Below are 22,734 nucleotides of genomic sequence, written 5' to 3'. Positions count from 1 at the left end.
GGACGGGCGATGTAGGGCGTCGCATGTCGCGTGGGAAGCCGCGTCCTTCTAGCGCGCGGCGCGGCCCAGCGGGATACGCAGCCGGATCATGGCGCGGTTGATCACGCCGCCCTGCGCGTCCGCCCCCTGCTCCACTTCCGCCGCGACCCGCCCGACGCCGGCGATCGACGTCTCCGCCTTAGGTGGCGTGCGCTCGGCGACGAAACGGTCGGGCAGCGGCTTCAGCCGGAATTCGTCGTTCGGCCGCGCGCACACGACGATGTCCTCACCGGGCTGCGCGACCGGACACGGCCGCTCGGATGCGCGCCGCGGCGGCACCGGTGCGGGTGGGCCGGCGACCACCTGCAGCGCGAGCATCACCCAACCCGCCACTGCCGCCTCCCGCCATGCTTCCGGCGCTACGCTGCGCGGCTATTGCGGCGGCATTGCGGCGTGCCGCGTCAGGCCAGCCCGGCGCGCGCGAGGCCCGCATCTACCGCCGCCCGTGCCGCTTCCCCCGGCCACGTCATCGGCAGCCGCAAACCGGCCGGGAAGCCCGGCCGGACCTTCGTCATCGCATATTTGACCGGGCCCGGCGACGCGTCGGTGAACAGCGCGGTATGCAGCGCGAACAGCTTGTCGTGCAGCGCGAGCGCGTCTGCGCCGGTCCCCACCGCCTGGAAATCCGCGCACAGCCGCGGCGCGACGTTGGCGCTGACCGAGATGCATCCCGCGCCGCCCACCGCATTGTACGCCAGCGCCAGATCGTCGTTGCCGGACAGCTGGCAGAAATCGTCACCCAGCGCCGCGCGATGCTGCGACACGCGCTGCAGCACCCCGCTCGCGTCCTTCACCGCCACGAACACCTTGGGAAAGACGGAAACGATGCGGATCAGCGTCTCGGGCAGGATATCGGTCACCGTCCGCGCCGGCACGTTGTACAGCACGATCGGCAACGCGGCGGTGGGCCCCAGCGCGGCGAAATGCTGATAGATGCCCTCCTGCGACGGGCGATTGTAATAGGGCGGCACCATCAGCGCCGCATCGGCGCCCGCCGCCTTCGCCGCCGCAATGTTCTCCGCCGCGACGCGCGTGTCGTTCGACCCCGCCCCCGCGATCACCGGCACGCGTCCGCGCGCCTGATCGACGCACACCTTCACGATCCCGAACTGCTCGTCCTTGGTCAGCGTCGCCGCCTCCCCGGTCGTGCCGCACGGCACCAGCGCCGACGATCCTTCCGCGATCTGCCATTCGATGTGCTCGCGATACGCCGCCTCGACGAAGCGGCCATCGGCGTCGAACGGCGTGACGAGCGCCGGGATCGAACCGGAAAACATGGGGGATGCTCCTGAAATCGGATAGATGCGTTGATCTGTTCAGGACAGATACGGGTTGGCCGGCTATTCTGTCCACATGGTGACAGGATTGAAATCGGGCGCGATCATCGGAATGGCTCTTGGGCTGGGCGGCGCGCTGTTCGTCGCGCAGGATCAGGACGAGGCCGCCCGCACGCGGGCGGCGAACCTGCTCGGGCAGCAATCGGCGAACGTTCAGCCCACGCCGAGCTACACCGACAATGGCGCGATCGCCGCCGCCGTCGCGCAGTGGCGCGCGCTGCAGCAAACCGATTCGCTGCCGTTCGACAGCTATGCCGGCTTCCTGATGGCGCACCCTGGCTGGCCCAACGAGGCGGCGAACCGCCGCGCGGCCGAGAAACAGGCGGGCAACGGCTATGCCGCGCCCGGCAACGTCGTCGCCTATTTTCGCCGCTTCCCGCCGCAGACCGCCGCCGGCGGCGTCGCCTTCGCGCGCGCGCTGCAGGCAAGCGGCGCGCCTGCCGAGGCCTATGAGGCCGCGCGCAATGCATGGCGCCGCGGCGCGCTGTCGCCCACCGACGAATCCACGCTGCTGACGAGCTTCGCCGGCGCGCTGCGCCCCGACGATCACGACGCGCGCATGGATGCGCTGCTGTGGCAGGGCTCAACCGGGCTCGCGGCGCGGCAGATCGCGCTCACCTCGCCCGCACGACGATCGCTGTTCGAGGCGCGGCTGGCGTTCCGCACCGGCGCCCAGACCGCTTCCGCGCTTGCCGCAGCGAACGACGCGATCGGCAGCAGTGACGCGGGCTATGTCGCCGACAAGGCGGTGTGGCTGCGCAACAGCGGCGCCTCGCCCAGCGCGCGCAGCTGGCTCGCCCGCACCCGTGCGCCCGGCATGATCAGGCCCGGCAATGTCGAGGAATTCTACGAGGTGCTGCTCGTCAACGCGCGCGGCGCGGCGTCGGACAATCAGCATCAGACCGCCTACGACATCGCGCGTCAGGTCGACGACGCCTACCCGCTCGGCACCGACGTGTCGAAGAAGCCATATGGCGAGCGGGACGATTATACGAGCCTCGTCTGGCTTGCCGGCCAGACCGCGCTCAACAAGCTGAACCGTCCCGCCGATGCGATGACGATGTTCGATCGCTACGGGCGCGGGAGCCAGTCGCCGCAGACCCGCGCGAAGGGGTTCTACTGGGCCGGCCGCGCTGCCGAGGCGGCGGGGCGCGCGGCGGATCGCGACGCCTTCTTCAACCGCGCCGCCGGCTATCGCGATCAGTTCTACGGCCAGCTCGCGATCGAGCATCTGCGTCGCCCGCTTGCGGCGCCGCCGCCGCTCGCCCCGCGCGCGATCGATCCTGCGACGCGCCAGGCGTTCTTCGCACGCGAGACCGTCCGCGCGGCGCAGTTCCTCGGCGCGATCGGGCAATATCAGGATCAGTCAGCGTTCGTGAAGGTGATTGCGGGATCGGTCTCTTCCGATGCTGACCACTTCCTCGCCGACGAATTGTCACGGACGATCCGCCGCCCCGACCTCGCGGTGATGGTGGGTCGCGCCGCGATGCAGAATGGCCTCACCGATTACAGCGCGATCGCCTTTCCGACCGTCGCCGTGCCATCGGGGTATGACAATCAGTGGACGATGATTCACGCGATCGCCCGCCAGGAAAGCCAGTTCGATCGCGCCGCCATTTCGTCCGCCGGGGCGCGCGGGCTGATGCAGCTGATGCCCGGCACCGCGCGCGAGCAGGCGGGCAAGATCGGCCTGCCCTACGATACCGGCCGGCTGATCTTGGACACGAGTTATAACGCGCAGCTCGGGTCGAGCTACTTCAGCCGCGTGTTCGACAGCTACGGCAGCTATCCGCTCGCCGTCGCCGCCTATAACGCCGGGCCGGGCAACGTGAACAAGTGGCTGCGCGCCAACGGCGATCCGCGCATCGGCGGCGTCGACATGGTCGACTGGATCGAGGCGATCCCCTTCACCGAGACGCGCAACTACGTTCAGCGCGTGCTCGAGAATGCCGTCGTCTACGATCTGATGAACCCGTCGCGCGCGCGCAGCCGCGGGCCGGCGAACCTCAGCTGGTACCTCGGCCGCAATCGCACGGGGTAAGCCAGCGCGGAGCCGGCTCGAGGGGACTTTGCGACCCGGCGACGACCGCACGGCATGACGGCTGCGGACGCAGCGCGTAGAACGACGCGATGGATCGCCCGAACTACATCACGCCCGCCGGCTATGCCGCGCTGCGCCAGGAATATGACCACCTCTTCGCCACCGAGCGCCCGGCGCTCGTCGAAACGATCGCCTGGGCGGCCGGCAACGGCGATCGGTCGGAGAACGGCGACTATATCTACGGCCGCAAGCGCCTGCGCGAGATCGACCGCAGGCTCGGCTTCTTGTCGCGCCGGATGAAGGCGGCGAAGGTCGTCGATCCCGCGCAGGCGCCCGACCGCTCGCGCGTCTATTTCGGCGCGACGGTGACGATCGCCGATGAGGACGACCAGCATCGCACGCTGACGCTCGTCGGCGACGACGAAGCCGATGCGGGCACCGGGCGCATTGGCTGGAACGCGCCGCTCGCGCGCGCGCTGCGCGGCGCCGCGATTGGCGACCTTCGCCGCGTCGCGCTTCCCGCTGGCGAGCGCGAATATGAGGTGATCTCCGTCAGCTATCCCACTTCCTGAACGCAACCCGACGCGCCGCCCGCCCGTTCTTTGGTTTCCCGTACAAGGAGTTGAGGTAATGGACGAAAATCCCCGCACCGAAAGCGCGCGCGATCACGACGACAAGGATGTCATCGAAGGCATGATCCCCACCGGCGCCGCCGATACCGGTACCAGCGGCGGCGCGCTCGGGCGCGACATCGGCTCTGCCGCTGATCTCAAGCAAGTCGACGATCCGGACGGTACGACGCGCGCCACCAAACAGGACGACATCGATGCCGGCCAAGCGTATCGCAGCGATCGCCGCGGCAACGACTGATCGGCGCGGGCGCGATTGGCCGCGGACTGATTGACGGCAGCACATCCAGCGCCGATGCGGCGCGGATGAGCGACGACTTCCCCACCCGCAACATCGCGCTGCTGATCGATGCCGACAATGCCAGCTGGCATGCCATCGATCCCGTGCTCACCGTCCTTGCCGAGCTCGGCAGCGTCAACGTGCGCCGCGTCTACGGCAACTGGACCAAGCCGGGTCTCAAGGGCTGGCAAGACATGACGGTGAAGCACGGGATCGAACCGCAGCAGCAGTTCGATCTCACCAAGGGCAAGAACGCCACCGACATGAAGATGACGATCGACGCGATGGACCTGCTGTTCCGCGGGCGCGTCCAAGGCTTCGGCATCATGTCATCCGACAGCGATTTCATGCCGCTGGCGACGCGCATCCGGCAGGACGGCCTGCCCGTCTACGGTTTCGGCAACGGCAATACGCCCGAGGGCTTCCGCACTGCGTGCACCCGCTTCATCGACGTCAACGCGCTGCTCGAAACGAGCAAGCCGAAGCGCGTCAAGAAGGTCGACGTGCCGATCGATCAATCGGTTCCGCCATCGATTGGCGCAGCACCGCCCGCCGCGGCAAAGTCACTCGCAGGTACCGTCGACGACCCGGAACTGCTGCAATTGCTGTTCGACGCGTACGAATCGCTGAAGCCCGACGCGAAGGGCTTCGTCGGCCTCTCCGCGCTCGGCCAGCGCGCGGCAAACCGTTCGAGCTTCGACGTGCGCAACTACGGCTACAAGCGTCTCTCCGACCTCGTCGACGCGATCCCCTCGATCGACATCGACCGGCGCGACAATCAGGTATTCGTTCGGTGGAAGGACTAATCATGACCCGCTTTCTCGTGTCCGCGGCACTGGCGGCGGTGCTGGCGGTTCCCGCTACCGCGCAGCGCGCCGCCCCCACCGCGCAGAAAACCGATCCCGCCCGCCTGTCGGAGATGGTGAAGACGCTAGCGTCGGATGAGTTCGGCGGACGCGCGCCGGGCACTGAGGGTGAAAAGAAGACGATCGCCTGGTCGATCGCGCAGTTCAAGGCGCTCGGCCTCGAACCTGCTGGCCCGAACGGCGCGTGGACGCAGGCGGTGCCGCTGATCCACACGCGCCTCGGCGACGGGCCGGTATCGGCCGGCGCGCTCAAGCTCGCGCAGGGCACCGACGTCGCGCTCACCACCGTGCGCCCCGATCCCGCCGTCGCGATCGCCGACGCGCCGCTCGTCTTCGTCGGCTACGGCGTCAGCGCACCCGAAGCGAAGTGGGACGATTTCAAGGGGCAGGACCTGAAGGGCAAGGTCGCAGTCTTCCTGGTCAACGATCCCGATTTCGAAGCTGTCGCGGGTGACGATGCCAAGGGCCGCTTCGGCGACAAGCGCATGACCTATTACGGCCGCTGGACGTACAAATACGAGGAAGCCGCGCGACGCGGTGCGATCGGCGCGCTGATCATCCACGATACCGCCGGTGCCGGCTACCCTTGGTCGACCGCCAACGCCTCGAACGGTGAAAATTACGACATCGTCCGCGGCGCGGACGATCCGCGCATTGCACTGCAGGGCTGGCTCTCGGCTGACGCCGCCGCCCGCCTGTTCGCCGCCGAGAAGCTCGACCTCGCCGATCTGCGCGCAAAGGCACGCAGCGCGTCGTTTCAGCCGGTCGCGATGAAGGCCCGCTTCTCGGCGCGTCTGCCCGTCACCGTCGAGCGGATCGAGAGCGCCAACGTCCTCGCCAAGATCACCGGCCGCGCCCGGCCGCAGGAAACGGTGCAGTTCGCCGCGCATTGGGACGCCTATGGCGAGGGCCCGGCCGACGCCGCCGGCAAGACGATCCGCCCCGGCGCGAACGACGACGCGCTCGGTGTCGCCGGCGTGCTTGAACTCGCGCGCCTGTTCAAGTCCGGCCCCGCCCCCGATCGCACGCTCGTCTTCGCGCTGTGGACTGCGGAGGAGCGCGGTTTGCTCGGCTCCGAATGGTATGCCGCGCATCCCGTCACGCCGCTCGCCACCACCGCCGCGAACCTCACGCTCGATAGCCTGCAAACGGCGGGCCGCGCGAAGGACGTGATCCTCGTCGGCGCGGGCCAGTCCTCGCTCGAGGACCTGCTCACCGAGGCGGCGCGGGCGCAGGGACGGACGGTGACCCCAGAGACCGCCAGCGAGCGCGGCCTGTTCTACCGCGCGGACCATTTCTCGGTCGTCCGCCGCGGCGTGCCCTCGCTCCAGCTGATGGCATTGGGGGGAGCGAGCGACATGCGCGTCGGCGGCCGCCCCGCCGGCCAGCAGTGGCTCGACGGCTACATGGCCTGCTACCACAAGACGTGCGACGTCTGGGCGCCGAGCTGGAACTTCACCGGCGCGGCTGAGGACGTCGATCTGTTCCACGCAATGGGCGCGCGGCTGGCCAAGGCGGGCACATGGCCCACGTGGCGTCCAACGTCGGAATTCGTGTCGGTTCGACAGAAGACGGCCGCCGAGCGGCGCTGATCCGCTCCGCCCGGCGCCCCGCGTTGGCGGCACCGGGCAGGCTCACGATCCGGCAGATAACCTTGAGCCCGGAGACCAACGCTCGCCTCAACAACGCGCTTTGGCTTACGCGTCGTCACCCATGCGAAGCGCGGCGATGAAGGCTTCCTGCGGGATGCTGACCGAGCCGTACTCGCGCATCCGCTTCTTGCCTTCCTTCTGCTTGTCGAGCAGCTTGCGCTTGCGGCTCGCGTCGCCGCCGTAGCATTTCGCCGTCACATCCTTGCGCATCGCCGCGATCGTCTCGCGCGCGATCACCTTGCCGCCGATCGCCGCCTGGATCGGAATCTTGAACAGGTGGCGCGGGATCAGGTCCTTCAGCCGCTCGCACATGCCCCGTCCGCGCGTCTCCGCCGTGCCGCGGTGGACGATCATCGACAGCGCATCGACCGGCTCGTTGTTGACGAGGATGCTCATCTTGACGAGGTCGCCCTCGCGATAGCCGATCTGGTGATAGTCGAAGCTGGCATAGCCGCGGCTGATGCTCTTCAGCCGGTCGTAGAAGTCGAACACAACTTCGTTGAGGGGCAATTCGTACGTCGCCTGCGCGCGCCCGCCGACATAGGTGAGGTTCTTCTGGATGCCGCGGCGGTCTTGGCAGAGCTTCAGGATCGAGCCGAGATATTCGTCGGGAACGTAGATCGTTGCCTCGATCCACGGCTCGCTGATTAGCTCGATCTTGTTCGGATCGGGCATGTCGGCGGGATTGTGCAGCTCGATCTGCCCGCCGCCGTGCGTCAGCTCGATCTCGTACACCACGCTCGGCGCGGTGGTGATGAGGTCGAGATCATATTCGCGCGTCAGCCGCTCCTGGATGATCTCGAGGTGGAGCAGCCCCAGGAAGCCGCAGCGGAAGCCGAAGCCCAGTGCCGCGCTGGTCTCCATCTCGAAGCTGAACGACGCATCGTTGAGCCGGAGCTTGCTGATCGATTCGCGCAGCTTCTCGAAATCGTTCGCGTCGGCCGGGAACAGCCCGCAAAACACTACCGGCTGCACCTCCTTGAACCCCGGCAGCGCTTCCGCGGCGGGCTTCTTGGTGTCCGTCAGCGTGTCGCCGACGCGCGCCTGCGCCACGTCCTTGATCTGCGCGGTGATGAAGCCGATCTCGCCGGGGCCGAGGTCCGCCAGCTGCTCGATCTTGGGGCGGAAACAGCCGACGCGATCGACCAGATGCTGCGTGCCCGCCTGCATGAAGGTCACCTGCTGGCCCTTCTTCAGCATGCCGTCGACGACGCGCACCAGGATGACGACGCCGAGGTACGGATCGTACCAACTGTCGACCAGCATCGCTTTCAGCGGCGCGTTGGGATCGCCCCTTGGCGCCGGGATACGCTCGACGACGGCGTCGAGGATCTCGTCGATGCCGATGCCGGACTTGGCGCTCGCCAGCACAGCGCCGCTCGCGTCCAGCCCGATCACGTCCTCGATCTCGGCACGTACCTTTTCGGGCTCGGCGGCGGGAAGATCGATTTTGTTGATGACCGGAACGATCTCGTGATCGTGCTCGATCGACTGGTAGACGTTGGCGAGCGTCTGCGCCTCCACGCCCTGGGCCGCGTCGACGACCAGCAGCGCGCCCTCGCACGCGGCGAGGCTGCGGCTCACCTCATAGGCAAAGTCGACGTGCCCCGGCGTGTCCATCAGGTTGAGAACGTGGCCCTTCCATTCGAGGCGCACCGTCTGCGCCTTGATGGTGATCCCGCGTTCCTTCTCGATCTCCATGTTGTCGAGCACCTGCGCGCTCATCTCGCGTTCGGACAGGCCGCCGGTACGCTGGATCAGCCGGTCGGCGAGCGTCGACTTGCCGTGATCGATGTGCGCGATGATGCTGAAGTTACGGATCTTGGAAAGCTCGGTCGCCACGAAATTCTGCCAGCAAAAGGGGATTGTCGCGGCCGTTAGCACCGGATGCGGCCGATGCCAAAGGATGGCGCAGCGCGAAGCTGTTCAGGCGGAGCCTACCATGCGTAGTCGGCCGATCACGCCATATGCGATCGGATCGCATCCACCGCGGCGAAATAGCGCTGCGATCCCTGCCCGCTGATCGTCACCCAGCGGACCTGGCGGCGGTCGAGCTCGCGGCGGCACAGATCGAAGAAGCGATGGCGAGCGGCCGGGCTGCCGAACATCCGCGTGCCGTCCGCTTCCCATGGCAGATCGATGTCGAATAGGAGATAGAGGTCGGCGGTGTTCGTCCAGCGATCGAACCATGGATCGCGCCGGCCGAACATCATGTCCGCCCACACCGCGGTCATCAGCGGATCGGTATCGAGGATCAGCGGCGGCACCGCCTTGGCCAGCGCAGCGCGGATCTTCAGATCGTGCGCGTGCCCGATCATCACCAGATCGGCCATCGACAGATCGGTGCCGTAGCGCTCGCAATAGGTACGGCCGAACTCGGCGATGCATTCGGTATCGAAATGCCGCGCGAGCCGCGGCGCCAGCGTCGACTTGCCGGTCGATTCGGGGCCGTGCAGGCAGACCGACCGCAGCGTCAAACCAGATGCTCCGCGTGCAGCGCGCGGCGCCACTGCACGAGGCCGATGATCGCGAGCGCAAGGTAGATCAGATAAAGTCCCGCAAACAGGTACAATCCCTTGGCGAGGTAGAGCGGGATCGAGGCCAGGTCCACCGCAATCCACAGGTGCCAGTTCTCGAGCCGCCGCCGCGCCATCAGCAGCTGCGCAGCGACGCTCGCCGCCGCGATCGCCGCGTCCCACCACGGAAACGACGCGTCGGTGAGGAACCGCATCGCCGCGCCCCAGCCGAGCGTCGCCACGATGATTGCGATCGTCACCAAGGCGCGCCACCGCCCGCTCAGCATCTCGACGCGAACCTCGCCGGCGGCACCTCGCGCGCGCAACCACTCGCGCCAGCCATAGAGATTGGCGGCGACGAAGAACGCCTGAAGCAGCGCGTCGCTGTAGAGCCGCGCCTCGAAGACGACGATGCCGAGCAGCGTTACCGACGCGATTCCGGTCGGAAACGTCCAGATATGCCGCCGCGCCGCCAGCCAAACGCACGCGATTCCCAGCAGGGTGGCAAGCCATTCGAGGTGCGACATGCCGGGGCGGATAACCGCGCTTGCCCCCGCGCGCCAACCCGCTAGCGTGACGGGAGGGAGAGCGAACATGCGTCACGTCGCCATCATCGGCTCGGGCCCGGCAGGCTATTACACCGCCGAGGCGTGCCAGAAGCAGTTCGGCGACGCTGTCCGCGTCGACATCATCGATCGGCTGCCCGTGCCCTATGGCCTGATCCGCACCGGCGTCGCGCCCGATCACCAGTCGATCAAGGCGGTCTCGCGCCGCTACGAGGCGACTGCGCTCAGCGACAACGTGCGTTTCGTCGGCAACGTCACCGTCGGCGTCGACGTGACGATCGACGAGCTGCGCGGGTTCTACGACGCGGTCGTCCTGGCGACGGGCGCGCCGGCCGACCGCCCGCTCGGCATCCCCGGAGACGACCTGCCCGGCGTGATCGGCTCCGCCGCGTTCGTCGGCTGGTACAACGGCCACCCCGACTTCGCCGATCTCGACCCGCCGCTTGCCGGCCCGCACGCGGTGGTGGTCGGCGCGGGCAACGTGGCACTCGACGTCGCACGCATCCTCGCCAAGACGCAAGGCGAGTTCGCCGGCTCGGACATCGTCGGCCATGCGCTCGACGCGCTCGGGACGCATCGGATCATCTCGGTCACGATCCTCGCACGTCGCGGCCCGCACGAAATTGCGATGACGCCCAAGGAGCTCGGCGAGCTCGCGCATCTCGGCCGCGCCCTGCCGCGCGTCGACCCGGCGGACCTGCCACCCGTCGAGGCAGACGAGAAGCTCGACCCCGGAATGCGCAAATCGGTCGCGCACCTGCGTAGCTTCGCGGCTGCGGGCGAGCGCGATAAGCCGGTCACGATCACGTTCGATTTCTTTGCCATGCCGACGACGATCGAGGGCGACGGCCGCGTCGAACGGCTGACGATCGAGCGGACGATGCTCGATACGGAGGGGCGTGCCATCGGCAGCGGCGACCTCTACACTATTCCCGCCGATCTCGTCGTCAGCTGCATCGGCTATCGTACCCCGCCAATCGACGGCGTGCCCTACGATCAGAAGCTCGGCCGCTTCGCCAATGTCGACGGGCGCATCGACGACGGCCTGTACGCCGTGGGGTGGGCGCGCCGCGGGCCCACGGGCACGATTGGAACCAACCGGCCCGACGGGTTCATGATCGCCGAGCGCATCGCCGGCGAGACGGCGGACGACAGCGGCAAGGCGGGTCGCGACGGCCTCGACGCCTTGTTCGCGGCGCGCGGTACTGACGTCGTCACCTTCCGCGACTGGAAGCGCATTGAGGAGGCCGAGATTGCCGCCGCGCGCGATGGCTCGCCGCGTGAGAAATTCACGGCGATCGACGCAATGCTGGCCGCGCGAACGGGCTGAGATCGCCGAGCGAATCCACCCTTGCGGCGGCGATTTTGGCTGCTATACACCGCGACCTGCCGCCGGCCGAAGCGCCGGTTGGCCCCCTGGTCGGGGGATAGCTCAGCCTGGTAGAGCACCACGTTCGGGACGTGGGGGCCGGAGGTTCGAATCCTCTTTCCCCGACCACTTACTCTTCTTCTTTTGTAGCTGCACCGGATGGCGCGTCCACCAGCGTTGACAATCGCTCACATGGTGTCTGTTTACTGTCGTCTCGTACATCGGGATAAGCGCGTTCATGGTTGCCGATATGTCATTGTCGCACGGCACCATCGTCGGCCATGTCGAAAAGCTAGGTGAGATTTTCGGCACCGAAGGCTGGGTGCTCGATCAGGACGATCCATCGCGCGCCTTAGACGTGGAACTGTGGGCTGGCGGTGAGATTATCGCGGTCACCACCAGCGGCATCGACCGACCGGACGTTGCACGCGACCGCGGGATCGTATCGCGGCCTGGTTTCTGCTTCGATCCATCAGTCTGTGATCAGATCGTGGATATTGCAGCTAGCGGTGCCGAGGGCGAGCTGTCCGTACGGGTTCGAGACCCGGCCATCACTCTGCAGTCGTTCGCGCCGCCGCGGTCACTTGAGGCCGTCCGTCGCAACGCCGCCACAAGTCGCCCCGCCACCGTCGACGCGCTATTCGAACGACTGTCACAGCAGATCGGCGAGGCCGAAGGTGCGCGCCAACTTGCGAAGCAATGGGCGACGCAGCACGCGACTGGTTTCATCGAAGCGATTTGTGTCGATGAATCGGGGCTGATCTGGGTGACGGGTTGGATGGTCGACGATGGCGTCGCCGATCGCCCGATCGTCATTCTCGACGATGGGGAATACGCTGGCAGTTTTGCCTACGCGCTCGCGCCGCGTGACGATCTGCCGGTCGGTTGCCTCGCGTTCGCCGGCGTCGTCCATTCGGCGTGGCGTCCGCGCCCCGGGCCCCCGTTCCGCATGTTCATGGCGGACGGCAGCGCACGTATCCTCCAATCGCTCGATCCGGTTCGGCTAATGCCGCGGGCGACGATCGCCCCGGTCGTGCGCGACGTCGTCGATCAGAGCACCGGGCCGCACCGCGCGCATCTTCACGCCCTTTTTCATTTCGACGGCGGCTGGTCTGTCGATCAGGAGCGCGCCAGTGCGGAGCGCGTCCAGATCGATGAAGCCGCTGTCTTGCCCGGTTTCGGTGTCTTCGTGAACGGCTGGGCGCTCAGCCCGCGCAAGGCGGCGCATGGCTTCATGCTGAAGGCTGGAACGACGATCGCGCGTGCGGAAGAGAGCAGCATCGTTCGCTACCGGCGCCCCGATCTCGACGCGATGTATCGACACGTCGATCAGGCGCTCGCGCCGGCCGGTTTCATTGCGCTGTTTCGCGGCACATTCGATGATGCGTCGATCGACGAGATGATCGTCAAAACAACGTGGAATGACGGCAAGAGCACCGCCGCCGCCATCGCTCCGACAGCCGTCCGCGTGATCGGGCGCACCGCGCCGATTGAGACCGTCGAACGCTACTATCCAGCGATCGAGGCAGAACGGTTTTTCGCGAGCTTCGCCCGCCACGCAGCGACGACGTATCGTACCCGTGCACTAGATCTGCGATCCCACGCCGTCGAGCCGGTCGAGCACGCGATGATCTTCGTCGTGCCGTCTTCCAGATCCGACTATCTGCTTCTCGTCGACGATATCGTCCGCAACGCACGACGTGTGGCAAGTACGACGGGTATCGTTCTCGTCGCCGGCGCCGATATCGAACGGTCGCTGCTGCTCTCGTCGTTCACCGAACTCCAACGACACAGCGGCCTTCCCTGCAGCCTCTATTTTTCGGGGCAAAGCCGTCCGACATCCGACGCTGTCGACCCCATCGCGACGGCACTCGGCGCCACGACCTTTGCGTTCATCGCCGGGCACGTACGCTTGACCGAACGGGGCTGGTCGATAGCCGGCACGCCGGCTAGTGATATATCGCTGCTGGCGGTCGACGATCCGGCCGACACGACAGCGGCGCCTACGATCTCTGCGGACGCCGTCGTTGCCGCGCTTGCTGCATGGCAGGCGGAGATTGCCGCCAATCCTTCATTGACTGCAGGCGCGTTCTCCCGAACCCCGCTGATACGAGCCGACACCCATCCCATTATTAGGGGGGCGGCGGTATCGCTTGGCCGCCCGCCTGTCTCACCGCTCGCGGCACGGATCGATCGGGCGCTGGGGTTCGCTCATGTCTGACGCACTATCCTCGCCGGCGATCGCTTCCGCCGTCGGTCGCCGCGTGGCGATCTTCAGTCATACGCATCCGTCGCTGACAAAGGGTGGCGCCGAAATTGCCGCGCGAACGCTATTCCGCGGTTTGCGGTCGATCGGCATCGACGCGATTCTGATCAGCGCGTGCGAGGAAGAAGCGCTGGGCCGGATCGATCTCGACCCGCAGGAATTCGCGCTGCCCTATCGCGGGGCGCTATACGATCACTTCTACCATCTCTCCTCGATCGACGTTCGGCGCTCGCTCGTCGCACTGCTGCAGCGTGAACGAGTTTCGCTGCTCAACGCGCATCACTTTCTCAATGTCGGCGGCGGAATCTTTCGCGACGTCGCGGAAGCTGGGATACCGGTGGTCTTCACCATCCACGAGTTCCTCGCGATCTGCCACAACCACGGGCAATTGGTGAAGCGGCAGAGCAATGCATTGTGTGACGGCCCCACGCCTGCCGGCTGCCGCGCCTGCTATCCGGAGCAAAGCCGTCAGCAATTCGCGGTGCGCCAGCAGTATTTCGCTGATGCCTTGGCGCCGGTAGCGGCCTTCGTTTCGCCCAGCCGCTTCCTGGCCGACACGATGGTTCGCAATGGATTGCCTGCTGAGCGGATGCACGTCGTCGAAAACGGCGTCGAGCAGAGCCGCCCGCAGATTGCGAGATCAAACGCGCGACGGCGGCTCTGGACCTTCGGCTATTTCGGCCAGATCAACCCGTTCAAGGGCGTGGACGTCCTACTCGATGCTTGTCCGATCATCGTGCGCGACGAAGCGCTCTCCGATACTATCCGCATCGTCATCCACGGTAACATGGTCGGCCAATCGTCCGCCTTCATTGAACGCTTCCATACCGCGTGCGAGCGTTATCCTTTTCTGCGTTACGCCGGCGCGTACGATAATAGCAGCGTGGCCGAGTTGATGGCCGCCTGTGACTATGTTGTCTTTCCCAGTACTTGGTGGGAGAACTCGCCGGTCGTGATTCAGGAAGCATTTCAGGCACGGCGCCCGGTCCTGTGTACCAATATCGGGGGGATGGCCGAGAAGGTCGGCGATCAGGTCAATGGGCTTCACTTCATCCGCGGTAATCCCGCCGATCTCGCGGATCGTATTGCCGAGGCAGCCGATCCCAACCTTTACGAGCGGTTGCAAGGCGGTATCCCGCCCGTTCTATCGCCTACGCAGATGGCGGCTCGCTACGCATCGATCTTTGAGGGCGTATTGCCGACGGACGCAGTCACGCACTCTGCAACTGCCATTGATCGGCTTTAACCGGTGGCCAGGGTTCCTGCAGGTACTCGTCGTCCTGGGCATAGCAGGCACGGCTTCGGCAAGCGTTTCCTTCGTGTCGGCTTGAAGGTCGTCATCATCTTCGTGGCGCTATCGCTGCTGTGGGTCGTGGCGCTGCGCTTCGTGCCGCCGCCCTTCACCTTCACGATGCTGGGCGACTTGCTGTCCGGCCATTCGATCACCAAGGAGTGGCGTCCGCTCGACGAGATCGATGCCGATATGCCGCGCGCTGCCATTGCCGGCGAAGATGCGCGCTTCTGCAGCCACAACGGCTTCGATTTCCGCGCGATCGCCGGCGCTGCCTATCGCAACGCCAAGGGCGGGCGCATCCGCGGCGGCTCGACGATCAGCCAGCAGACGGCGAAGAACGTCTTCCTGTTTCAAGGCGGCGGCTACGTACGCAAGGCGTTCGAAGCCTGGTTCACGTTCCTGATCGAGGCGATCTGGGGCAAGCGGCGGATCATGGAAGTCTATCTTAATGTCGCCGAGACCGGGATCGGCACCTATGGCGTCGAGGCGGGGGCGATCCGTTATTTCAACCATTCGGCCGACCGGCTGACCGCGACCGAGGCGGCGCGTATCGCCGCGGTCCTGCCGCTGCCCAAGAAGCGCGCGGCGATCGCGCCGCACGGCTTCGTCCGCCGCCATGGCAACACGCTCGCGCGCTACGTCGGCACCGTTAGGCGCGAGGGGCTCGACGCCTGCCTGCGGTGACCGCAGGCCGCCGAGCCCGTTTGCCGCGGTCGATCAGAACGGCAGCTTGAAGCCCGGCGGCAGCGGCAGTCCGCTGGTCATCTTCGCCATCTCCTGCGAGGAGACGGCGTCGGCCTTCGCCCGCGCGTCGTTGAATGCCGCCGCGACAAGATCCTCGAGCATCTGCTTCTCGGCCGGGACGATCAGGGAGTCGTCGATCGCCACCGACAGGATACGCCCCTTCGCCGTCGCTTTGATCTTGACGAGGCCGCCACCGGCCGCGCCTTCGACCTCGATCTGACCGAGCGTCGCCTGCGCCTGATCCATCTGCTTCTGCACGTTCTCCGCCGCACTCTGCGCGGCCGCGAGCAGTTCGTTGATATCCTTCACGCGTTGTTCCTTTTCTGTGGCCAGTCGATCAGTTCGGCATCGGGAAAGGCATCGATCGCCGCCTTGACCAGCGGCGATGCCAGGATAGCCTGGCGCTCCGCTTCCGCCGCCTGATCGGCGATTTCTTTCAACGTCTGCTCGCCCGGGGCGTCGATCATCGACAGCTTCCAGGCCGTGCCCGTAACGGCGCGCAGCGCGACCGTCGCATCGTTCAGCGTATCCGCGGCAATCGGGCGCGATCCGCTGAAGACGATCTCGGGCGGCGCATAGCGTACGACGCGCGCGCCATGCGCCAACCGCACCGCAAGCAGGTGATGCCCCTCGGCCTCCAGCCGCTCCACCACCGCAGCGAAGCTCGCGGGCAGCGCATCCTGCGCCGAAACCGCTTCGCGAGACGGCGCCGGGGACGCTGGAGATGGTGCGGCTGCTGGCGCCGGCGTGGGCGCCCCCGCCTCGGGCGGCGCGCGCATCAACTCAGCCGGATCGGGCAGGCTGCGCGCGTGAACGACGCGCAGCAGCGCCATCTCCGCCGTCTCGATCGGCAGCGCGGCCCGTGCGACCTCGTCGTGCCCCTTCAGCAGCAGCTGCCACAGGCGGTGCAGCAGCGGAAAGGAGAGCTTGCCGGCCCATTCGTGGAACGCGGCGCGCTCTTCGGCGGGCTGCGCCGGATCGTCTGCCGTCCCGACCTTGACCAGCGTCACGCCGTGCACCGCCTCCAGCAAGGCGCGCAGCACGCCTTGCGGGTCGACACCGAAGTCATACTGCCGCCGCATTGCGGCGAGCGCTCCCGGCCCATCGCCGGCGAGCAGCAGGCCGAGCAGATCACGCACCGCGCCGCGATCGGACAGCCCGAGCATCTCGCGCACTGCCGCCGCGGTGACGCCGCCGCCCTCGAGATCGGCATGCGCGATCGCCTGATCGAGGATCGACAATCCATCGCGCGCCGATCCCTCGGCAGCGCGTGCGATCAGCGCCAGCGCCTCGGGTTCGGCCGAGGCGTTCTCCTTCACGCTGACGGCGGCGAAATGCTCGGCCAGCTTCTCGGCCGGAATGCGCCGCAGGTCGAAGCGCTGGCAGCGCGACAGCACCGTCACGGGAACCTTGCTCACTTCGGTGGTCGCGAACAGAAACTTCACGTGTCCCGGCGGCTCCTCAAGCGTCTTCAGCAGGCCGTTGAACGCCGCCTTCGACAGCATGTGAACTTCGTCGATGATATAGACCTTGTAGCGCGCGGAGACCGCGGCGTAGCGCGACGCCTCGATGATCTCGCGGATGTCGTCGATGCCGGTGTGGCTCGCGGCGTCCATCTCGATCACGTCGATGTGCCGGCCCTCGGCGATCGCGCGGCACGGTTCGCAGACGCCGCAAGGATCGATCGTCGGCCCGCCCTGCCCGTCCGGCCCGATGCAATTCAGCGCCTTGGCGATCAGCCGCGCGGTCGACGTCTTGCCGACGCCGCGCACACCCGTCAGCAGGAAGGCGTGTGCAATACGGTCGCGCTTGATCGCATTCTCCAGCGTGCGGACCATCGCCTCCTGGCCGATCAGCGCCTGGAACGTCTGCGGCCGGTATTTGCGCGCGAGCACGCGATACGCCTCGCCGCCACGCGCCGGTTGCACGGGTTCGTCGAGGCCGAGGAGAGTATCGGTCATACCCGGATCGACGGAGTGACTAGGAGGGAACGGTAACGCACCGTGCCAACATAGGCGCAGGACCGCGCAGAGTCAGTGGGCGATTTCGCGGAAGCCGTATCGCGCGCCCGACGCCTGCGATGACGGTTAAGCGACCATAACCGACCGCCGTCGCGCGTGCGCTCACAAATCTATCGATATCGGAAAGGAGGCGCGGTGGGAGCCGGAACGACCCGCGGCGAAATCGTTGTGGCTGCTTCCTTCCGGATCTGACCAGGTTGGCGACGACCACGTCCGCCCGACTCCCGCGCGGCCATATGGCCGAGCGCGAGGCGGGGTTCAAGAGGGCTCGGTGCGCCTATCGGCGGATGGTGAAGCAGCGCCGTACCGGCCCGTAATAGCCGCGCACGACGCGGCACACGACGCGCGAGCGCGGCCGGTAGCGATAGCCGTAGCCGTAGCCGCGATCACCGCGCCAGTGGCGGTTTGGGCCGCGGCCCCAGCGGCGATCCCCGCGCCAGCGCCGATCGCCGCGCCACCTGCGGTCGCCGCGCCAGTCACGATCGCCACGCCAGTCACGATCGTCATGCCAGCCGCGGCGCTGCGCATCGGCGGGAACGGGGGTCAGCGCGCTGGCAGCGAGCAGGCCAGCGGCGGTGAGAGCGATCAGCTTCATCTCGTTACTCCTTCACACGTTCGCACAAGACGAAGGGGTAAGGAGCGCAAGATGAACGCCGGCTGTGCCTTCAGCGCGGCACCGTGACGCGCAGCCCGGCAAGCGTCTCGTCGAGGACGATCTGGCACGACAGGCGGCTGGTGCGCGTTGCCCCGTAGGCCAGGTCGAGCATGTCTTCCTCCTCCTCGCGCGCCGGCGGTAGCCGCGCGAAGTCGTCGGCATCGACGATGACGTGGCAAGTGGCGCAGGCGAGCTCGCCCTCGCACGTACCCTCCAGCGGCAGCCCATGGCGTTGGCCGACGTGCAGCAAGCGCTCGCCCGGCGCACCATCGGCGACGATCTCGTCGCCGTCCGCTTGTCGAAAGACGATCCTCATCGAACGACCTGCCGATCGGCCGCAGCGACAATCTGGTCGAGCCCGGCGCGCAACTCCGCCTCGCCCGTGTAGCGGCCGAACCCGAGCCGGATCGAGGCGCGGGCCTCGGCATCGAGCAGCCCGATTGCCTTTAAAACATGGCTCGGCCGCCCTGATCCGCTCGCGCAGGCCGATCCGGCCGAGAAGGCGATGTCGCGGCACTCGCTCATCAGCCGGTTCACGTCGAGCCGCGCGCGTCGCACGTTGACGTTCCCGTGGTAGCGGTGCTCGGCCGATCCGTTGAGCGTCCAGCCGGGCAGCCGCTCGGTCGCGATATTCCACAGCCGCGCCACGTGCGCCCGATCCGCATCTTGCCGCTCGGCCATCAGTCGCGCGGCGACGCCGAAGCCGACGCACAGCGCCGGGCTCAGCGTGCCCGACCGCCCGTCCTCCTGGTCGCCGCCGTGCAGCAGCGGCTCGAGCGTCACGCCGTCGCGGATCCACAGCGCGCCGATCCCCTTGGGGCCGTGGATCTTGTGTGCGGATACCGCGATCAGGTCGCATTGCTCGGGGATCGGCACACGGCCGAACCCTTGGACGGCATCGCACAGCACTAGCGCGCCGACCGACCGCGCGCGGCTGGCGAGCTCGCGGATCGGCTGCGTCACTCCGATCTCGTTGTTGACGAGCATCGCGACGAGCAGGCCCGCCCCCTGCCCCAGCACGCGTCGCGCTACCCACAAGTCAAGCCGACCGTCGGGCCGCACCGGCAGCACCGTCACCTCGCGCCCGGCGGCGCTCTCGGCACGCAGCGTGTCGATCACCGCGGCATGTTCGCTCGCGATCGACACGATCGACCCGCGCGTGCCCTTGATCGCCCAGTTGAGCGCCTCGGTCGCACCGCTGGTGAAGACGACGCGTCCCCCGGGCGGAAGCAGCGCCGCTACCTGGTCGCGCGCCACCTCGATCGCGGCTTTTGCGGCGCGGCCGATGCGGCTCGGCGAGTGTGGATTGGCGAACTGGTCACGCAGCCACGGCACCATCGCGTCGAACACCTCGGGCGCGAGCGGGGTCGTTGCCTGGTAATCGAGGTAGATCATGCGGCGAGCGATCGGACGGCGCGCGCCAAGTCGCGCCAGGCGACGATAAAGCGATCGACGTCGGCGGCGCTCGTCGTGCGGCCGAAGCTCACCCGGATCACCGCGCGCGTCGCTTCCTCGTCCCAGCCCATCGCGCGCAGCACGTGGCTCGGCTTCAGACTCCCGCTCGCGCACGCGCTGCCGGCAGAGACTGCGATACCTGCAAGGTCGAGCCGGATGAGCTGCGCGCTCGCCGGCGTGCCCGGCAGTCGGTAGCTGGCGATCGCCGGATGGCGCGGCGACACCTCGGCGACGACGTAGCCGCCCGACCGCCGGATCGCGTCGTCAAGGCGCGCGCGCAAGCCGACATGATCAGGCTCGGGCTCGGCAAGCGCCGCGGCATAGCCGAGCGTGGCGGGCAGGTTCTCGGTACCCGGCCGATAGCCGCGTTCCTGCCCACCGGTCGGGCGAAGCGTCGCCAGATCGCGCACCAGCAACGCCCCGATCCCCGGCGGCCCGCCGCGCTTGTGGGCTGAGAGCGCGACAAAATCGGCATGGTCCGCCAGTTCCGCCGACGAGGGCATCTGCGCTGCGTCGACCAGCAACAGGCCGCCTGCCGCGTGAACAATGCGGGCGATCGCGGCGATCGGCTGACGCACCCCGGTCTCGCTGTTGCACCATTGCACGCACACGAGCGCGCGCGCGCCGGCCTCCGCGGTGAGCGCCGCTTCTAGCGCCGCGCAATCAACGATTCCGTCCGCCCCGACGGGCACCGTCGCCGCCGCGTCGCTCGCGGCTCGGATCGCAGCATCGTGCTCGACTGCCGACACCAGCTGCCGCGTCACGATCGCACGCCCAAGCGCGATCGCCAGCGATTCGCTCGCCCCGCTCGTCAGCAGTACCTCGCGTTCCCAGCCATAGGCCCTGCCGATCGCCCCTCGCGCCTGCTCGAGCGCCGCGCGCGCTGCGCGGCCCTCCTGATGCGGCGACGACGGGTTCGCCCACAGATCGATGCCATGCGCCATCGCGGCACGTGCCGCGGCGGTCATCGGCGTGGTCGCGGCATGGTCGAGATAGAGCCGGTCGGGCAAAAGTCGTTCCCTAAACGAAAGCCCGTCCTATATAGTCCCGCAGTTCCCGCGCCACATCCGGCGTGCGCAAAACGACAAGAGTATCGATGCCCGAAGTGATCTTTCCCGGCCCCGAAGGCCGTCTCGAAGGGCGTTTCGCCCCCGCCCCGAAGCCGCGCGCGCCGGTCGCGATGATCCTTCATCCGCACCCGACGGCGGGCGGCACGATGAACAATCATATCGTTCAGGCGCTCTACAAGACCTTCCAGCGCCGCGGCTTCGCCACCTTGCGCTTCAACTTTCGCGGCGTGGGCAAGAGCCAAGGCACGTTCGACAACGGCGTCGGCGAACTTTCCGACGCGGCGAGTGCGCTCGACTGGGTGCAGAGCTTCCACCCCGAAGCATCGACGACTTGGATTGCGGGCTTCAGCTTCGGCGCGTGGATCGGTATGCAGCTGCTGATGCGCCGCCCCGAGATCCGCGGCTTCATCTCGGTCGCGCCGCCCGCCAACCTCTACGACTTCACCTTCCTCGCGCCCTGCCCGTCGTCGGGCATCATCATCCAGGGCGCCGAGGACGAGGTGGCGACGCCGCCTGCGACACAGAAGCTCGTCGACAAGCTGCGCACGCAGAAGCACATCACGATCCATCACGACACGATCCCGCGCGCGAACCATTTCTTCGAGCACGAGATGGACGACCTGATGAAGTCGGTCGACAATTACCTCGACATGCGGCTCGACCCGAACTCGCCGATCCGCTGACGCGAACGCCGGTTCACAGGTTCCAGATGGCGACGTTGCCGACGAGCACCGTCGCCATCACGATCAGCAGCCAGCCCTTCCGCGCATCGCGCCGCGACGCGATCATCCAGCCACCGCCGATCGCACAGGCGAAGGCAGCGATCATCGCGATCGCGGGGGCGGCGGCGGCGATGCCGGTGTAAGCGTCATTCATGCCTGCGCCCTAGCGTGCCGCGAGCGCGCGCGCATAGGCGGCGATGTCGACGTTTCCGCCGGACAAAATGATGAGCGTCCCGTCGGTGACCGGGGCCGCGCCCGACAGCACCGCGGCCAGCGCCACCGCGCCCCCCGGCTCCACCACCAGCCGCAGCGTCTCCGCCGCCCAGCGCTGCGCTGCGGCGATCTGCTTCTCGCTGACAGTCACCCCCGTCGCATCGCGCCGCGAGAGAACGTCGAACGTCAGCGGCGACACGATCTTGGTCTGCAGCGCGTCGCACGCGGTCGGCGGCGGCGAGTCGCCCACCGGCTCGATCCAGCTCGCCTCTAGGCTGCGGCGCATGTCGTCCCAGCCCTCAGGCTCGACGACCGTGATCGCGGCGTCGGGTAGCGCGAGCGCGATCCCTGCCGCGAGCCCGCCCCCGCCGCACGGCACGATCACCCGCGTCGGTTGGCCCAAACCAGCCTCCTGCATCTGCGTGGTGGCCTCGATTCCGGTCGATCCCTGCCCCTCAATGATCCACGGATCGTCGAAACTCGGCACCAGTGTCGCACCACGCGCTTCCGCGAGCCGCGCTGCAATCAGTTCGCGCGACTCGCGTTCGCGGTCGTAGCTGACGACTTCGGCGCCAAGCGCCAACGTGCCTTCGACCTTCGCGCGCGGCGCATCGGCCGGCATGACGATCGTCGCCGCCATGCCGAGCCGCCGCGCCGCCCAGGCGACGCCCTGCGCATGGTTGCCGCTCGAAAAAGCGACCACGCCGCGCCGCCGCGTCGCCTCGTCGAGCGCCGTCAGCCGATGCCACGCGCCGCGGATCTTGAACGCGCCGATCGGCTGCAGCGATTCCGCCTTCAACGCTACGGTTTTGCCGTGGATCTCGGCGGTGAAAAGCGGCGTTGGCGGCAGGGTCGCCGCTACCTTGGCGGCGGCGTCGCGCACCCCAGCGCGGGTCGGCTGTCGTATAATCGTCACATCTCATCCTAGCGCCAAGAGCGCGGTATCAAAAACCCTTTACATGCTCCCCGGCGGACCCTAACTCGCGCCTCCGCTGCCCC

The 22,734-nt window shown here is 67.5% G+C and carries 23 protein-coding genes, 1 tRNA gene and 1 other RNA gene; 11 read left to right on the top strand and 14 right to left on the bottom strand.

Annotated elements, in window-relative coordinates; all coding sequences use genetic code 11:
- Window positions 1-48: 48 nt before the first annotated feature.
- Complete coding sequence (locus B7L05_RS06350) at window positions 49-372, bottom strand: hypothetical protein (protein WP_144037164.1); 324 nt, start codon at window positions 370-372, stop codon at window positions 49-51.
- A 68-nt stretch (window positions 373-440) separates the two neighbouring features.
- Entirely contained in the window at window positions 441-1,316 is an 876-nt protein-coding gene (dapA, locus tag B7L05_RS06345) for a 4-hydroxy-tetrahydrodipicolinate synthase (RefSeq protein WP_085809462.1), read from the bottom strand.
- Window positions 1,317-1,392: 76 nt separating this feature from the next.
- On the opposite strand from dapA, the gene B7L05_RS06340 reads away from it, so the two are divergent.
- The 5 genes from B7L05_RS06340 (at window position 1,393) to B7L05_RS06320 (ending at window position 6,784) form a co-directional block, all read left to right on the top strand.
- Entirely contained in the window at window positions 1,393-3,417 is a 2,025-nt protein-coding gene (locus B7L05_RS06340; protein WP_085809461.1) for a lytic transglycosylase domain-containing protein, read from the top strand.
- An 89-nt stretch (window positions 3,418-3,506) separates the two neighbouring features.
- A complete protein-coding gene (gene greB / locus B7L05_RS06335; protein WP_085809460.1) occupies window positions 3,507-3,989 on the top strand; it encodes a transcription elongation factor GreB in 483 nt (160 codons plus the stop codon).
- A 58-nt stretch (window positions 3,990-4,047) separates the two neighbouring features.
- Window positions 4,048-4,287 carry a hypothetical protein gene (locus B7L05_RS06330; RefSeq protein ID WP_085809459.1) on the top strand — a complete coding sequence of 80 codons (240 nt, stop codon included), beginning with the start codon at window positions 4,048-4,050 and terminating at the stop codon, window positions 4,285-4,287.
- 65 nt (window positions 4,288-4,352) lie between these two features.
- A complete protein-coding gene (locus B7L05_RS06325; RefSeq protein ID WP_085809458.1) occupies window positions 4,353-5,132 on the top strand; it encodes an NYN domain-containing protein in 780 nt (259 codons plus the stop codon).
- Between the two features lie 2 nt (window positions 5,133-5,134).
- The gene (locus B7L05_RS06320) at window positions 5,135-6,784 is read left to right on the top strand and encodes a M28 family peptidase (RefSeq protein ID WP_085809457.1); all 1,650 of its coding nucleotides are present in this window, start codon (window positions 5,135-5,137) and stop codon (window positions 6,782-6,784) included.
- 105 nt (window positions 6,785-6,889) lie between these two features.
- On the opposite strand, the gene lepA is transcribed toward B7L05_RS06320, so the two are convergent.
- The 3 genes from lepA to pnuC all read right to left on the bottom strand — a co-directional run bounded on the left by lepA (window position 6,890) and on the right by pnuC (window position 9,956).
- On the bottom strand, window positions 6,890-8,686 hold the full coding sequence (gene lepA / locus B7L05_RS06315; protein WP_085809801.1) for a translation elongation factor 4: 1,797 nt from the start codon (window positions 8,684-8,686) through the stop codon (window positions 6,890-6,892).
- A 116-nt stretch (window positions 8,687-8,802) separates the two neighbouring features.
- Complete coding sequence (locus B7L05_RS06310; protein WP_085809456.1) at window positions 8,803-9,321, bottom strand: AAA family ATPase; 519 nt, start codon at window positions 9,319-9,321, stop codon at window positions 8,803-8,805.
- Entirely contained in the window at window positions 9,318-9,956 is a 639-nt protein-coding gene (pnuC, locus tag B7L05_RS06305) for a nicotinamide riboside transporter PnuC (RefSeq protein ID WP_307718259.1), read from the bottom strand. Before pnuC ends, B7L05_RS06310 begins: the two co-directional genes overlap by 4 nt.
- Here pnuC and B7L05_RS06300 point away from each other — a divergent pair.
- The 5 genes from B7L05_RS06300 to mtgA all read left to right on the top strand — a co-directional run bounded on the left by B7L05_RS06300 (window position 9,955) and on the right by mtgA (window position 15,539).
- On the top strand, window positions 9,955-11,256 hold the full coding sequence (locus tag B7L05_RS06300) for an FAD-dependent oxidoreductase (protein ID WP_085809454.1): 1,302 nt from the start codon (window positions 9,955-9,957) through the stop codon (window positions 11,254-11,256). The genes pnuC and B7L05_RS06300 overlap by 2 nt on opposite strands.
- Window positions 11,257-11,347: 91 nt before the next feature.
- Window positions 11,348-11,424, top strand: a tRNA-Pro gene (locus B7L05_RS06295).
- Between the two features lie 109 nt (window positions 11,425-11,533).
- Complete coding sequence (locus B7L05_RS06290; RefSeq protein WP_085809453.1) at window positions 11,534-13,516, top strand: hypothetical protein; 1,983 nt, start codon at window positions 11,534-11,536, stop codon at window positions 13,514-13,516.
- Window positions 13,509-14,807 carry a glycosyltransferase family 4 protein gene (locus B7L05_RS06285; RefSeq protein ID WP_085809452.1) on the top strand — a complete coding sequence of 433 codons (1,299 nt, stop codon included), beginning with the start codon at window positions 13,509-13,511 and terminating at the stop codon, window positions 14,805-14,807. Before B7L05_RS06290 ends, B7L05_RS06285 begins: the two co-directional genes overlap by 8 nt.
- A gap of 81 nt (window positions 14,808-14,888) precedes the next feature.
- On the top strand, window positions 14,889-15,539 hold the full coding sequence (mtgA, locus tag B7L05_RS06280; protein ID WP_256926637.1) for a monofunctional biosynthetic peptidoglycan transglycosylase: 651 nt from the start codon (window positions 14,889-14,891) through the stop codon (window positions 15,537-15,539).
- 33 nt (window positions 15,540-15,572) lie between these two features.
- Here mtgA and B7L05_RS06275 read toward each other — a convergent pair whose 3' ends face one another.
- The 7 genes from B7L05_RS06275 to B7L05_RS06245 form a co-directional block, all read right to left on the bottom strand.
- The gene (locus B7L05_RS06275; RefSeq protein ID WP_085809450.1) at window positions 15,573-15,908 is read right to left on the bottom strand and encodes a YbaB/EbfC family nucleoid-associated protein; all 336 of its coding nucleotides are present in this window, start codon (window positions 15,906-15,908) and stop codon (window positions 15,573-15,575) included.
- A complete protein-coding gene (locus B7L05_RS06270) occupies window positions 15,905-17,560 on the bottom strand; it encodes a DNA polymerase III subunit gamma/tau (protein ID WP_085809449.1) in 1,656 nt (551 codons plus the stop codon). The genes B7L05_RS06275 and B7L05_RS06270 overlap by 4 nt, the downstream gene beginning before the upstream one ends.
- A gap of 191 nt (window positions 17,561-17,751) precedes the next feature.
- An RNA gene (gene ffs / locus B7L05_RS06265) (signal recognition particle sRNA small type) lies at window positions 17,752-17,849 on the bottom strand.
- A 48-nt stretch (window positions 17,850-17,897) separates the two neighbouring features.
- Window positions 17,898-18,215, bottom strand: a complete 318-nt coding sequence (locus B7L05_RS17385; RefSeq protein ID WP_179187139.1) for a hypothetical protein — start codon at window positions 18,213-18,215, stop codon at window positions 17,898-17,900.
- A gap of 70 nt (window positions 18,216-18,285) precedes the next feature.
- Window positions 18,286-18,591, bottom strand: coding sequence for a 2Fe-2S iron-sulfur cluster-binding protein (locus B7L05_RS06255; RefSeq protein WP_085809448.1), 306 nt, complete (start codon window positions 18,589-18,591; stop codon window positions 18,286-18,288).
- Window positions 18,588-19,670, bottom strand: coding sequence for a cysteine desulfurase family protein (locus B7L05_RS06250; protein WP_085809447.1), 1,083 nt, complete (start codon window positions 19,668-19,670; stop codon window positions 18,588-18,590). The genes B7L05_RS06255 and B7L05_RS06250 overlap by 4 nt, the downstream gene beginning before the upstream one ends.
- Window positions 19,667-20,740: a cysteine desulfurase family protein gene (locus B7L05_RS06245; protein ID WP_085809446.1), complete on the bottom strand. Its 1,074-nt coding sequence runs from the start codon at window positions 20,738-20,740 to the stop codon at window positions 19,667-19,669. The genes B7L05_RS06250 and B7L05_RS06245 overlap by 4 nt, the downstream gene beginning before the upstream one ends.
- An 86-nt stretch (window positions 20,741-20,826) precedes the next feature.
- Here B7L05_RS06245 and B7L05_RS06240 point away from each other — a divergent pair, with 86 nt between their 5' ends.
- Window positions 20,827-21,483 (top strand): alpha/beta hydrolase, encoded by a 657-nt coding sequence (locus B7L05_RS06240; RefSeq protein WP_085809445.1) that lies wholly within the window; start codon window positions 20,827-20,829, stop codon window positions 21,481-21,483.
- Window positions 21,484-21,496: 13 nt separating this feature from the next.
- On the opposite strand, the gene B7L05_RS06235 is transcribed toward B7L05_RS06240, so the two are convergent.
- Together B7L05_RS06235 and B7L05_RS06230 are read right to left on the bottom strand one after the other, a co-directional pair.
- The gene (locus B7L05_RS06235) at window positions 21,497-21,676 is read right to left on the bottom strand and encodes a hypothetical protein (protein WP_085809444.1); all 180 of its coding nucleotides are present in this window, start codon (window positions 21,674-21,676) and stop codon (window positions 21,497-21,499) included.
- Window positions 21,677-21,685: 9 nt separating this feature from the next.
- A complete protein-coding gene (locus B7L05_RS06230) occupies window positions 21,686-22,651 on the bottom strand; it encodes a threonine/serine dehydratase (protein ID WP_179187138.1) in 966 nt (321 codons plus the stop codon).
- Between the last annotated feature and the right edge of the window lie 83 nt (window positions 22,652-22,734).

Origin of the sequence: Sphingomonas sp. TZW2008 (assembly GCF_002117915.1) — a bacterium.
Classification (GTDB): domain Bacteria; phylum Pseudomonadota; class Alphaproteobacteria; order Sphingomonadales; family Sphingomonadaceae; genus Sphingomonas.
This window is presented reverse-complemented; position numbering and strand designations above follow the sequence as displayed.